This window comes from Ruegeria sp. HKCCD3925, from assembly GCF_057221175.1.
The window spans coordinates 1,013,409-1,025,708 of the sequence record NZ_JBWVBI010000001.1 but is presented as its reverse complement, the minus strand read 5'-3'; the positions used below and the strand labels follow the sequence as shown (position 1 = coordinate 1,025,708).

10 protein-coding genes are annotated in these 12,300 nt (G+C 56.9%); 5 read left to right on the top strand and 5 right to left on the bottom strand.

Going from position 1 to position 12,300, the window contains the following annotated elements; translation table 11 throughout:
* Positions 1-320: 320 nt before the first annotated feature.
* The 3 genes from katG to AC2TEM_RS04985 form a co-directional block, all read right to left on the bottom strand.
* Positions 321-2,522, bottom strand: a complete 2,202-nt coding sequence (gene katG / locus AC2TEM_RS04995; RefSeq protein ID WP_170426222.1) for a catalase/peroxidase HPI — start codon at positions 2,520-2,522, stop codon at positions 321-323.
* A 423-nt stretch (positions 2,523-2,945) separates the two neighbouring features.
* Entirely contained in the window at positions 2,946-3,929 is a 984-nt protein-coding gene (locus tag AC2TEM_RS04990; protein ID WP_170426224.1) for a glycosyltransferase, read from the bottom strand.
* A 46-nt stretch (positions 3,930-3,975) separates the two neighbouring features.
* Positions 3,976-4,833, bottom strand: a complete 858-nt coding sequence (locus AC2TEM_RS04985) for an SDR family oxidoreductase (protein ID WP_480856014.1) — start codon at positions 4,831-4,833, stop codon at positions 3,976-3,978.
* 88 nt (positions 4,834-4,921) lie between these two features.
* Between AC2TEM_RS04985 and AC2TEM_RS04980 the strand changes: the two genes are divergently transcribed.
* The gene (locus AC2TEM_RS04980; RefSeq protein WP_170426228.1) at positions 4,922-5,554 is read left to right on the top strand and encodes a class I SAM-dependent methyltransferase; all 633 of its coding nucleotides are present in this window, start codon (positions 4,922-4,924) and stop codon (positions 5,552-5,554) included.
* A gap of 66 nt (positions 5,555-5,620) precedes the next feature.
* Here AC2TEM_RS04980 and AC2TEM_RS04975 read toward each other — a convergent pair whose 3' ends face one another.
* Both AC2TEM_RS04975 and AC2TEM_RS04970 read right to left on the bottom strand, forming a co-directional pair.
* Positions 5,621-6,607, bottom strand: a complete 987-nt coding sequence (locus tag AC2TEM_RS04975; protein WP_170426230.1) for a sterol desaturase family protein — start codon at positions 6,605-6,607, stop codon at positions 5,621-5,623.
* Between the two features lie 24 nt (positions 6,608-6,631).
* The gene (locus tag AC2TEM_RS04970) at positions 6,632-7,387 is read right to left on the bottom strand and encodes a class II aldolase and adducin N-terminal domain-containing protein (RefSeq protein ID WP_170426232.1); all 756 of its coding nucleotides are present in this window, start codon (positions 7,385-7,387) and stop codon (positions 6,632-6,634) included.
* 117 nt (positions 7,388-7,504) lie between these two features.
* Between AC2TEM_RS04970 and AC2TEM_RS04965 the strand changes: the two genes are divergently transcribed.
* The 4 genes from AC2TEM_RS04965 to AC2TEM_RS04950 all read left to right on the top strand — a co-directional run bounded on the left by AC2TEM_RS04965 (position 7,505) and on the right by AC2TEM_RS04950 (position 12,218).
* Complete coding sequence (locus AC2TEM_RS04965; RefSeq protein ID WP_170426374.1) at positions 7,505-8,380, top strand: LysR substrate-binding domain-containing protein; 876 nt, start codon at positions 7,505-7,507, stop codon at positions 8,378-8,380.
* A 157-nt stretch (positions 8,381-8,537) separates the two neighbouring features.
* A complete protein-coding gene (ade, locus tag AC2TEM_RS04960) occupies positions 8,538-10,340 on the top strand; it encodes an adenine deaminase (protein ID WP_170426234.1) in 1,803 nt (600 codons plus the stop codon).
* Positions 10,337-11,800, top strand: a complete 1,464-nt coding sequence (locus tag AC2TEM_RS04955) for an AMP nucleosidase (RefSeq protein ID WP_170426236.1) — start codon at positions 10,337-10,339, stop codon at positions 11,798-11,800. Before ade ends, AC2TEM_RS04955 begins: the two co-directional genes overlap by 4 nt.
* A gap of 130 nt (positions 11,801-11,930) precedes the next feature.
* Positions 11,931-12,218, top strand: coding sequence for an HU family DNA-binding protein (locus AC2TEM_RS04950; RefSeq protein WP_010442901.1), 288 nt, complete (start codon positions 11,931-11,933; stop codon positions 12,216-12,218).
* Positions 12,219-12,300 lie beyond the last annotated feature (82 nt).

The following is a 12,300-nucleotide window of genomic DNA, read 5'->3' as shown; positions in this document are numbered from 1 at the left end:
GAGCGTCTCCGCAGCTTCCACCGCGTCCCAGCACCTCAGCAGCGCCGGTGAAGGGGTATTTACGGATTAGGTCTGGGACCTGCAACCCCCAATTTGAAAAAACTTCACATTTCCGACCACCTTCTTCTTCACCTTAATAAAAACAACAGGTTAGCTTAACAAATCCTCCCGAGAACTCACAAAAAAGAGGTTTATAGAAAGAGAAAGAACAGTCTCTCGGCGGAATCGTACCCAATGCTTGGTACGCGCCCTGAGTCAGGCGCATGAAAACGCCGCCCGACTCTCCTCGGGCGGCGCAATTTACTGCGTTGGTTATAGGGTTACTTCAGATCAAAACGATCCGCGTTCATCACCTTGTTCCAGGCCGAGACGAAATCGCAGACAAATTTGCCACCTGCGTCGTCCTGACCATAGACCTCGGCCAGTGCCCGCAGCTGCGAGTTCGACCCAAAGACCAAATCCACGCGGGTACCTGTCCACTTCACGTCACCACTTGCGCGGTCGCGGCCTTCATAGACGCCGTCACCGGATGGTTTCCATTCGGTGCCCATATCCAGCAGGTTAACGAAGAAATCGGTGCTGAGCGTGCCGACCCGTTCGGTCAGCACACCATGAGAAGTTCCGTCAAAGTTTGTGCCCAGCACACGCATCCCACCTACAAGCGCAGTCATCTCCGGTGCCGACAGCGTCAGCAGTTGCGCTTTGTCTACCAGCAGGGCCTCGGCCGGAACCGAGTATTCCTTGTGCAGGTAGTTGCGGAAACCGTCCGCCATCGGTTCCATCACCGCGAAAGACTCGACATCCGTCTGCTCTTGCGAAGCATCGGTGCGGCCGGGGCTAAAGGGAACATCAACGTCATGACCTGCGGCCTTGGCTGCCTTTTCGATGGCAGCACCACCACCCAAGACAATGAGATCGGCCAATGAGACCTTCTTGCCACCAGACTGTGCGTCATTGAACGCTTTCTGAACGCCTTCCAGCGCATCCAGCGCCTTGGACAGTTTCAACGGTTCGTTGACCTCCCAATCCTTCTGCGGGGCCAGACGAACGCGCGCACCGTTGGCACCGCCACGCATATCCGATCCCCTGAAGGTCGAGGCCGAAGCCCAAGCGGTCGACACCAGATCTGAGACAGACAATCCCGTCGCGAGTATCTTGGCTTTCAGATCGGCTACATCAGCGTCGTCAATAAGCGCGTGATCGACGGCCGGGACGTTGTCTTGCCAAATAAGCTCTTCGCTGGGTGCCTCGGCTCCCAGATAACGCGCACGCGGACCCATGTCGCGGTGGGTCAGTTTGAACCACGCGCGGGCAAAGGCATCGGCAAATTCGTCCGGGTTTTCGTGGAAGCGCTTCGAGATCGGGCCATAGATCGGGTCCATGCGCATCGCCATGTCGGCGGTGGTCATCATAGTCTTGACCTTTTTCGATGGATCACCCGCTGCCGGGGCCATGTCCTCTTCCTTGACCCCAACAGGTTCCCAGATCCATGCGCCCGCTGGGCTCTTGGTCAGGTTCCAGTCGTAGCCAAACAGCAGGTCGAAGTAACCGTTGTCCCACTTGGTCGGGTTTGCGGTCCAGGCACCCTCGATGCCGCTGGTGGTGGTATCATCACCCTTGCCGCTGCCAAAGTCGTTGATCCAGCCAAAGCCCATCGCCTCCATCGGGGCGGCCTCGGGTTCGGGACCGACAAGACCGGGATCACCGGCGCCGTGGGCCTTACCAAAGGTGTGACCACCCGCAACCAAAGCAACGGTTTCTTCGTCATTCATCGCCATTCGGCCAAAGGTGTCGCGAATATCGCGACCTGAAGCCAAGGCATCTGGCTGACCATCTGGACCTTCGGGATTCACATAGATCAGACCCATTTGCACAGCGGCCAACGGGTTTTCCAGATCACGTTCGCCCGAATAGCGGCTGTGCGGGTTCTCGGTTGGGGCCAGCCACTCGGTCTCGGCACCCCAATAAATGTCTTCTTCGGGTGCCCAGATGTCTTCACGACCACCGGAGAATCCAAATGTTGTACCGCCCATGGATTCGATCGCGCAGTTGCCCGCCAATATGTAAAGGTCAGCCCACGAGATCTGGTTGCCGTACTTCTGCTTGATCGGCCAAAGCAGACGGCGCGCCTTGTCCAGGTTGCCATTGTCCGGCCAGCTGTTCAGCGGAGCGAACCGCTGATTGCCGGTCGATGCGCCACCGCGGCCATCTGCCGTGCGGTAGGTGCCCGCTGCGTGCCAGGCCATACGAATGAACAAACCGCCATAGTGCCCATAATCTGCGGGCCACCAATCTTGCGAATCCGTCATCAGCGCATAGAGGTCTTCCTTCAGTGCCTTCAGGTCGAGCTTCTTGAACTCTTCGGCATAGTCGAATGTCTCGCCCATCGGGTTCGATGCAGGGCTATGCTGATGCAGAATCGACAGGTTCAGTTGGTTCGGCCACCAATCCCGGTTGGACCGGGCCTCGGCGCCATGCATTACCGGGCATTTGCCCATGTTGGGGGTATCACTTCCGTCCATATCGATCTCCAGTCCTGGCTAGATGTGTGCGTCGCGCGGTTAACTTTGAAACGAGAAACAGGGGTCTTGAGTGTTTTTGCGCTCGTCCTTGGCAAGGGCGTTACGCGGGATCGCGCAGATCGGCCCTGCCTTCATTGTAGGAAATAGCATTAACGACTCGTTCTTTCTGTTTGGGTGTAGATTTAGCAAATCCAAGTCATTCATATAAGTTTTGTTTTTTGATGATATTGATAATCCAGAGCTATCACTTGAACATCTGCGCGCAGCCTGGCCCTGAAGCGCGTGATTGCGATTGCACCACCAAGCTTCACCGTGCCTCGCAAGTCGGGCACGAGAGAGAGTGGACGCAAATAAGCTTACGATGATGGCCGCGCATGAAACGACTGAACTGAGTTAGCGCAAAACGGATTGACCGGCCCAGATTCAGTGGCCACTGACCTTCTTATAAAGGGCCGATTTATAGCCGAAGGGAATTCCCAATACCCCGACAAGCCACCCAACCGTTCGGGCGATCTGGATCAATCGCCGATCTGGTTGGAACGGAAACAGAAGGATTGCCCCTAACAGCGCCAACAAGCGAAACGGGGTGCTCAAAAACCCCAAGATCGCCTTTGTTGGCTTCTGATCAAGCTTACGGCGCATATGGGTGTTGGACTGGTCCCTTCCCCGGGCGGTCTGATACCAGAATGACAACCTTTCGGGAGGAATGGTCTCGTACACAAAAGCGTCGGGCACCCAGCCGACCGGTAAGCCTGCAGCAACGGTCTCGGCATAAAACTTTGCATCCGTCCCGCCGGTCATCCGCATGGTTTCATCGAACCAAAGGCCGGTTTCGCTGAACAGACGTGTCTCGCCCAGCCAGTTATTTGTCACGATGGTCACGCCACCGGTACCGTTCAACGTGGCTTTCTTTGCAGCCGCGTTTTCCTTGTCGAGGTAACGATTGCTGATATTGCGCAACATCAGCCGCTGAATCGCGGTCTCCTGCCCCGATGGCCCCGCCGCACGAAGCGGAGCGCCCATTAGCACGGCAGAGCTGTTGCGATACCCGGCGACCAACCGTTCAAGCCAATCGACCGCCACCACCTCGTCATCATCGACAAAACAGAGCAGATCCGAGCCATTCTCCAACGCTTCGCGTGCGGCTCGGTTGCGTCCGAACGGGATGCCGAGTTCGGTCTCAAGGACATAGTTCAGACTTGCTCCATTAGGCAGCTTCTCCCCTACTGCCTGCACGGTACCTTCGCTGAGCGCTACGCTGTCGTTTTCCACTACCAAACATCGCACCGAGCAGTCGGGCGGCAGCTTCATCTCGCCCCAGCTTCGAATCAAAGCGGCCAGCATCTCGGGCCGCTGCCGGGTCAGGGTCGAAACGGTAATGTTCAGCGGGACAGAGCGGTCTTTCATCGAAATCCCATACAATCCGTGCCGGTTTCTTGGCAAGGCGCGGTGATCAAGTGGCATCCTTCTGATGCTGCATCAGTGCTTCCAACCCTACACGGTAGTTCGGATAGAGCAATGAGACGCCCAGTTCATCCTTGATCCGATCATTCCGAACGCGCTTGTTCTCATTGTAGAAACTGCGCGCCATCGGAGTCAGATCAGCCTCATCAAACGGAACGGCAGGCGGCATCGGCAGACCTTGCAGCTCGGCCGCATAGCCGATCACATCCTGCGGTGGCACCGGTTCATCATCACAGACATTGTAGATCGCACCCGGATTGGGTTTGACCATCGACGCGATTAAAACCTGTGCGATGTCGTCAACATGAATGCGCGAAAACACCTGGCCTGGCTTGATGATCCGCCGCAACCCTCCGCGCCTGAGCTTCGAAAACGGTCCTCGACCCGGCCCGTAGATCCCCGCCAAACGGAAGATATGCAAAGGAAGGCCCGGAATGCTGCGCCACTGCTGTTCAGCGCACACCCGCCAACGGCCGCGCTCCGCCGTCGGGGTGGCGGGCGTCGACTCATCTACCCAGCCTCCCTGGTGATCCCCATATACCGCCGTCGTCGACAGGTAGCCGACCCATTTGAACTGTCCGATCCGCGCGGCGATCTCATCCTTCAATTCCGCCAGCACCGGATCACCATCGGCTGTGGGTGCTGTAGAGACAAGCAGATGCGTCACCCCATCCAGATCAGGCCGATCCCCCGGCCAGACCCAAGGCTCGGCGCCCGAGTCGCGGATTGTCTCAAGTTGCTTGGAATCACGCGTGGTTCCGATGACCCGCCATGTGGTTGGATCCAGTTGCCTCGATATCGCTCGGGCAGAATAGCCGTGGCCGAAGGAGAATAGTGTCTGTGTCATGGTCCCTTTGATGATCTGCCCGGCACGTGGATGCAAGCGCCGGATGGACGCACTTGATTCGAATCCTCTGATGCGCATTCATTGAGAAATGACCAAAAAGACACCTGACTTGCACGCAGCCTACTCCCTGAAATCGCCCGAGGAGAACAAGCGCCTTTATGCGGAATGGGCAGGGGAATATGACGACAGTTTCGCAGCGCTTGAGGATTATCAACTCCACAACCACACGGCGCGCGCTTTTGTGGGTGCAGGCGGACAAGGCCCGGTATTGGATGTAGGCGCGGGCACGGGGTTATGCGGAGCGATTCTGGCCGGGTTGGGCGTGGGTCCGATCGACGCAACCGATATCAGCGCCGAGATGCTGGACGAGGCGATGCGCAAGGATATCTATCGCGACGCGATCGAAGCCGATCTCAATCAGGGCCTGCCAGTTCCACGCGGCAGCTATGCCGGTGTCGTCTCGTCCGGAACGTTCACCCATGGCCATCTTGGGCCAGAAGTTTTGCCAGCGCTCTTGCGTGTCGCACGCCACGGTGCGCAGTTCGCCCTGTCGATCAACGCAAAACACTTTGAGGCGCTCGGGTTCGCCGATACCTTCCGCCGCCTCGAGGCGGATCAGATCAGAGACTTATCTTTAACGCAGGTCCGGATTTACGGCGATCTTGCTGCTGGCCCCAACAAAGATGACATCGCTTTGATCGCGTTGTTTGAGAAAACCTGACCAAAGCTCTGCGTAGGTCATATACGGACCTATGCAAAACTCGGCGGGGCAGAACGCCCTCGTGATCTAAGTATACATCTGCTTCTTGAAAGCCCGTGTCCGTGTTGTCGCCTCGGCTGAACCATCGTGATAAGTGCCGAACCACTTGTCGAACGGAATCTCGGATGTGCCGTAGTTACACTCGAAATACCGGTGATGAAGCTGGTGGAAGAAATCCCCGGCCCGCGCGGCATCCGTTTCACCAGCCTTCAGCTTTTCGAAACCCGAGTGAGACAGTACAGGGCTGATCTGCTGGAAGTAGGCGTGAAACAGCAGATGCAGCGGATGCGAGGGTACAATCAGATGGATGAAGTAGGTGGTGAAATAGAGAAGGTTTTCATACCAGTGGTTCGATATTCCTGACCATGGTCCGATATTGACGTTGCGATGGTGCACAGCATGAACGTGCTTGTAGAGTTTCGGGTGATGTTCCAATCGGTGCACCCAGTAGAAATGAAGCCCTGACCACATCGGGATGAAAAGCATCCAGATCACGAACCAAACGGGGGCCGCGGCCCAGGTTATCACTGGCGCATAGCCATTCGCCATCGCCCAGTAGATCAGCCACTGATAGACCGTCGCCACAGTCATCGCACTTCCCAGCGTCCACCAGATGTTATCCAAAACCTGATTTCGAAAGGTAAACGACCCATTGTCACGTGTCAGATCACGCCGGTCGAATTTCTTGTACATGCCCTGCCCTTTGCGCATGTAAAGCCACCAATGCAGACCTCCTGCTATCATGATCTGAGGCACCATGTTCAGCAGCCAGATACGGAACATCCAGCCGGGCGCGAAACTCTGCATGGTCTCTAATGGAGGTAAAAACACGAAATAGGCGGCAAAAGCCATCACCATGCAAAGCGTCAGCGACGTAAGGGGAAGCCAAGCCCCTTTGTACCAGTTCAGGATAGCCGCAGGACGCGGCGGCCAGTTGAACAAAGGGTTCAAACCGACGGGCCCTTCGGGGCGGTAATTCCATCGGGCGGCTTCTGCATCATGTATATCGGTCATGGCTGAAACTCCTAACAGTGCGCTTCAGGTTGCGTAATCCGAGCCTTCGGCATCCAGAACAGATTTGATTTCGCGTAAATGTGCTTCGGCCTGACCGGGATATTCATCAAGCTCTTGCGCGGTTTTCTCAGCAATCTCATCGGACAGAACGCGCAAAGGTTGCCCGGTTTGAAGAGCACGAATGTACGTTTCTGCGGCGCGTTCAAAATAATAGAGTCTGTTAAAGGCATCTGCCGGACTGTCGCCGATCACCAAAACCCCGTGGTTGCCCATGATCATGACTTTCTTTTTCGGGTCCGACAGCATCGCGGCACAGCGCTCACCTTCGCTTTCAAAAGCCAGACCTCCGAATTCTTCATCGATTACGTAGCGATTGAAGAAAGTTGCGGTGTTCTGATCGATCGGCGGCAAGCTGCTGTCTGCCAGCGAGGCAAGAACCGTCGCAAAAATCGAATGCACGTGCATCACGCAGCGCGCATGCGGGCAATGGCGGTGGATCGATCCGTGGAGCCCCCAAGCCGTCGGATCCGGTGCGCCGGGCTGGTCCATGACATCTTTGTCATTGGCATCAAGCAGCAGCAGATTTGACGCCTTGATACGCGCGAAATGCATCTGATTGGCATTCATCAGGAACTGCGTGCCGTCTTCGTTCACTGCAAGGCTGAAATGGTTCGCCACCCCTTCATGCATGTTCAACCGTTCGGTCCAGCGGAATGCGGCGGCCATGTCCACGCGTTCGGACCAATGATCGATGTTGGGACGCAGGTTTGTAACGCTCATGCCGGGCTCCTTCGCTTGTCAATTGACTTCTGGGAAATCGTGCCTTCACCGCAAACGTTTGACCAACGAAAAAAACATGCCTAGTTCATTAGTAAAACTACTGGCAGAGTTATGAGCATGCAGAAATCACTTCCACCGCTCGGCTGGCTACGCACATTTGAAGCGGCGGCCCGTCATTTGTCATTCACGGGGGCAGCGCGGGATTTGAACATGACGCAAAGCGCAGTCAGCCAGCAAATCAAATCACTAGAGGGCTATTTGGGTCAGCCATTATTCCTACGTCGTCCGCGTGCATTGGAGCTGACCGAAGCTGGTATCACCTATCTGCCGGTCGTGCGTGAAGCCTTTCGAACTCTGGTAAGGGGGACACAAGCCGTCACGGGCGCACAACAAAACGCGGTTCAGGTCCAGAGCAATATCACATTTGCCGTCAACTGGCTGGCTCCGCGCCTACCCCGGTTTCGGGAACTGCATCCGGATGTACATCTGAATATCTTCACCGAACTGTGGGAGCCTCGCGAAATGGCCGAAGGCGCGGCGGTGGAAATCCGCTATTCGCTGCGCCCAGCCGATACGGTGCGAACGGAATTGCTACGGACAGATCACTACTATCCTGTCTGTGCCCCCGACTTCCCGGTGACGCTGGAAACTCTGCAGGAACAGCCCCTGTTCGACTGTTCAAATTTGTTGTCGAATTGGGAGAGCTGGATCACAGATCAGGGCCTAACTTGGGGGAAACCTAAGGTAACCTATTCGACGACCTATCTGGTCAGCCTGTCGGTTGCGATGGCCGGAGGAGGCTTGTGTTTAGCCCACGACATGATCGCAAAACGGTTGATTGAAGAAGGCCGCCTGATCGCGCCGTTCAACCATCGCGCTGCTATGCCCGAGGCCTATTATCTATTGCTATCGCCCCAAGCCGAGGAAACGCCGGGCGCGTTGGCGTTTGTCGACTGGCTGCGCGCGGAGATTGAAGCCGATCGCCACAACTAATCGCGGGTCGCTCCCACCCATCGTCAATGCCCTTCGGGCCTCTCCTCTGGTTGGGCGTGGCAGCGCTGGCGCGCTGCGGATGGCAGGTTTTGTGATGATTCCATGATACCTTAATAGTGGGGGTTGCACCTTGCGCCGCATTCGGGAAAGTTGGGCCATGGAATACACTCCCTTCCCAAGTTGGCCCGATACCGCCCCTCGTCTCATCGCTGTTGCTGCTGGCCGCGAGGCTGCCGATTTGGTGATCCGTGGCGGCGTCTGGGTCAATGTGCATAGCCGCGAAACCCTGCCTGACCATGACGTGGCGATCGCTGTGGGGCGCGTTGCTTTTGTGGGGCCGGACGCCGCGCATTGTATCGGTCCTGAGACTCAGATCATCGAGGCGCACGGTCGCTATTTGGTGCCGGGGTTATGCGACGCACATATGCATATCGAATCAGGTATGTTGACCCCGGCAGAATTTGCCCGCGCAGTCATTCCGCATGGCACAACTTCGATGTTCACCGACCCGCATGAGATCGCCAATGTGATGGGGTTAGAAGGTGTGCGACTGATGCATGACGAGGCGCTGATGCAGCCGCTGAACATCTTCACCCAGATGCCGTCCTGTGCACCCTCAGCACCGGGGCTTGAGACCACAGGGTATGAGATCACCGCCGAGGATGTGGTTGAGGCGATGTCTTGGCCCGGTATCATCGGTCTGGGTGAGATGATGAACTTTCCCGGTGTCATTCATGGCGATCCGAAGATGTTGGCAGAGATCGCGGCCACACAGCGCGCCGGAAAAACCGTTGGCGGGCACTACGCTTCGCCCGATTTAGGGCCTGAATTTGCCGCTTACGTCGCTGGTGGCCCTGCCGATGATCATGAAGGCACCTGCGAGGCAGACGCCATCGCACGTGTCCGTCAGGGAATGCGGTCAATGATGCGGTTGGGGTCGGCTTGGTATGATGTCGAAACCCAGATTACTGCGGTGACTGAAAAAGGGCTGGACCCGCGCAACTTCATCTTGTGCACCGACGACTGCCATTCGGGAACGCTGGTAAATGACGGACACATGAACCGCGTAGTGCGACATGCGATTGCCTGTGGTTGCGATCCTCTGGTTGCGCTGCAAATGGCGACGATCAACACGGCGACCCATTTTGGGTTGGAACGCGAGATCGGCTCGATCACACCCGGGCGGCGCGCTGACATTATCCTGAGTTCTGATCTGGTAGAGCTTCCGATCGAAACCGTGGTCGCGCGCGGTCAGATTGTGGCTGAAAACGGGACCGTAACGGTCGAATGCCCGCATCTGAACTGGCCCGCTAAGGCGCGAAATACCGTACACCTAGGGCACGCGCTGACCTCGACAGACTTTGAGATCGCAGCCCCTGCCGGAGCGAACCGTGTCACGGCCAACGTGATCGGGGTGGTTGAAAACCAGGCCCCAACGCAAGCGTTGAAATCCGAGCTGCCGATTATCGAAGGGCTGGTTGAGGGCGAGGGCGATGTGTGCCAGATCGCATTGGTCGAGCGGCACCGCGCCACGGGAGGTGTGACCAACGCCTTTGTCTCGGGCTTTGGATATCAGGGCAAAATGGCCATGGCCTCGACCGTTGCGCATGACAGCCACCATATGATTGTTGTCGGCACCGACCGTGAACAGATGGCACTGGCCGCGAACAGGCTGGCCGAAGTGGGCGGAGGCATCACAATCTTTCGCGATGGCGAGGAACTGGCCTTGGTGGAACTGCCGATCGCAGGCCTGATGTCCGACAACCCAGCGACTGAGGTTGCCGCCAAAGCTGAACAAATGGTCGAGGCGATGAAGACCTGCGGCTGTCAGCTTAACAACGCATATATGCAGCATTCTCTGCTGGCCCTGGTTGTGATTCCTGAACTGCGGATCTCGGACCTTGGGCTGGTGGACGTACGTACATTCGAAAAGATCGACCTTCTGGAACCCCTTGCATGACTACTATCCGAACACCTGACGTTCCCAACCCCGAGAAATTTAGCGATCCGCTTGCAGCTGTCGCACGTTTAGAAGAGCTCTATGAACAGGCGACAAAATTCCTGTGCGATAGGTTTGCAAATGCACTTAAGAACGGCGCTCCTACTGAGAGGTTTCGGGCGTTCTACCCCGAAATCCGGATCAGGACCTCGTCTTACGCGCAGGTCGACAGCCGGCTGAGCTTCGGTCACGTGTCCGAGCCGGGCACGCACGCCACGACAGTGACGCGCCCCGATCTGTTCCGGTCCTACCTGACCCAGCAGATCGCGCTTTTGATCAAGAACCACGATCAACCGGTCACAATCGGAGCTTCGGAAACGCCGATCCCGGTCCATTTCGCTGTCGCCAATAACCCGAATCTGGTTGTCCCGCATCAGGGTGCAGCTGGGTTCACTCTGCGCGATGCGTTCGATGTACCGGACCTGAATACAACAAACGACGATATCGTGAATGGCGTGCACGAGCTGGAAAACGAAGCGGGACCCCTTGCGCTCTTCACAGCCCAGCGAGTGGACTATTCGCTTGCACGACTGTCGCATTATACGGCGACTGACCCCGGCCATTTCCAAAACCATGTGCTGTTCACCAACTATCAGTTCTATGTCTCGGAATTTGAGAGCTACGCACGGGCGCAACTCGCTGATCCCGACAGCGGCTATACCAGCTTTGTCTCGACCGGGAATGTTGAGATCACGGACGCCGAAGCCGTACTGGAACAGCCCCTTAAACTGCCGCAAATGCCAACCTACCACCTGAAACGCGCGGATGGGTCTGGGATTACGCTGGTCAATATCGGCGTCGGGCCATCGAATGCCAAAACGGCCACCGACCACATTGCGGTTCTGCGCCCGCACGCCTGGTTGATGGTCGGCCACTGCGCCGGTCTGCGCAACACGCAGGCGCTTGGGGATTTCGTACTGGCACATGCCTACCTGCGCGAGGACAAAGTGCTGGACGACGACCTGCCCGTCTGGGTGCCGATCCCACCGCTGGCCGAAGTCCAGGTCGCGCTGGAACAGGCTGTGGCCGAGGTAACCGAGTTGGAAGGCTACGAGCTGAAACGTATCATGCGAACAGGTACAGTCGCCTCCGTCGATAACCGCAATTGGGAGCTTCGCGATCAGTCCGGCCCGGTGCAACGGCTCAGCCAGTCCCGTGCGATTGCGCTGGATATGGAAAGTGCAACAATCGCAGCCAACGGTTATCGGTTCCGGGTGCCATACGGCACCTTGCTGTGCGTCTCGGATAAGCCCTTGCATGGTGAATTAAAGCTTCCCGGCATGGCTTCGGCGTTCTATACCACTCAGGTCAGTCGTCATTTGGCGATCGGAATCCGGGCGATGGAGCACTTGCGCGGCATGCCGCTGGAACGGTTACACAGCCGGAAATTGCGTTCGTTTGACGAAACGGCCTTTCTCTGAAGCAAAAAAGCAACGAATTTCCCCTATTTTTGGGGTTTTTAGTGCTACTATTCGTTGTGTTCAGCCACAATATCCCGTTACAGTTACGCGGTGAGGCCCTATAGATCGGGCACGTTAAGGAGACCAAGAAATGGCAAAGCCTATGACAAAGACTCAGCTGGTGGCTGCTCTCGCTGAGGAAATGGGAACTGACAAGAAATCCGCAAATGCCGCGCTGGAGGCCATGACCGGCCTGATCACTCGCGAAGTTTCGGCCGGTGGTGCCGTCACCCTGCCCGGCGTTGGCAAAATCTACTGCCGCGAGCGCCCCGAGCGCATGGTGCGCAACCCCGCCACCGGCGAGCAGTTCAAGAAAGAAGCCGACAAAGTGGTCAAAATGACCATCGCGAAAGCTCTGAAAGACAGCGTCAACGGCTAATTCGCCGAAGACAGATCGCAAGATCGAAGGGGTCGCCACCGGGCGGCCCTTTTTTTGCCTGAATAAGTTATGTAAACATCTG

Coding starts and splice junctions, on each gene's coding strand:
- AC2TEM_RS04980 (WP_170426228.1), top strand. CDS start 4,922: ATGACCAAAAAGACACCTGACTTGCACGCAGCCTACTCCCTGAAATCG.
- AC2TEM_RS04965 (WP_170426374.1), top strand. CDS start 7,505: ATGCAGAAATCACTTCCACCGCTCGGCTGGCTACGCACATTTGAAGCG.
- AC2TEM_RS04950 (WP_010442901.1), top strand. CDS start 11,931: ATGGCAAAGCCTATGACAAAGACTCAGCTGGTGGCTGCTCTCGCTGAG.
- AC2TEM_RS04985 (WP_480856014.1), bottom strand. CDS start 4,833: ATGACACAGACACTATTCTCCTTCGGCCACGGCTATTCTGCCCGAGCG.
- AC2TEM_RS04990 (WP_170426224.1), bottom strand. CDS start 3,929: ATGAAAGACCGCTCTGTCCCGCTGAACATTACCGTTTCGACCCTGACC.
- AC2TEM_RS04955 (WP_170426236.1), top strand. CDS start 10,337: ATGACTACTATCCGAACACCTGACGTTCCCAACCCCGAGAAATTTAGC.
- AC2TEM_RS04970 (WP_170426232.1), bottom strand. CDS start 7,387: ATGAGCGTTACAAACCTGCGTCCCAACATCGATCATTGGTCCGAACGC.
- katG (WP_170426222.1), bottom strand. CDS start 2,522: ATGGACGGAAGTGATACCCCCAACATGGGCAAATGCCCGGTAATGCAT.
- AC2TEM_RS04975 (WP_170426230.1), bottom strand. CDS start 6,607: ATGACCGATATACATGATGCAGAAGCCGCCCGATGGAATTACCGCCCC.
- ade (WP_170426234.1), top strand. CDS start 8,538: ATGGAATACACTCCCTTCCCAAGTTGGCCCGATACCGCCCCTCGTCTC.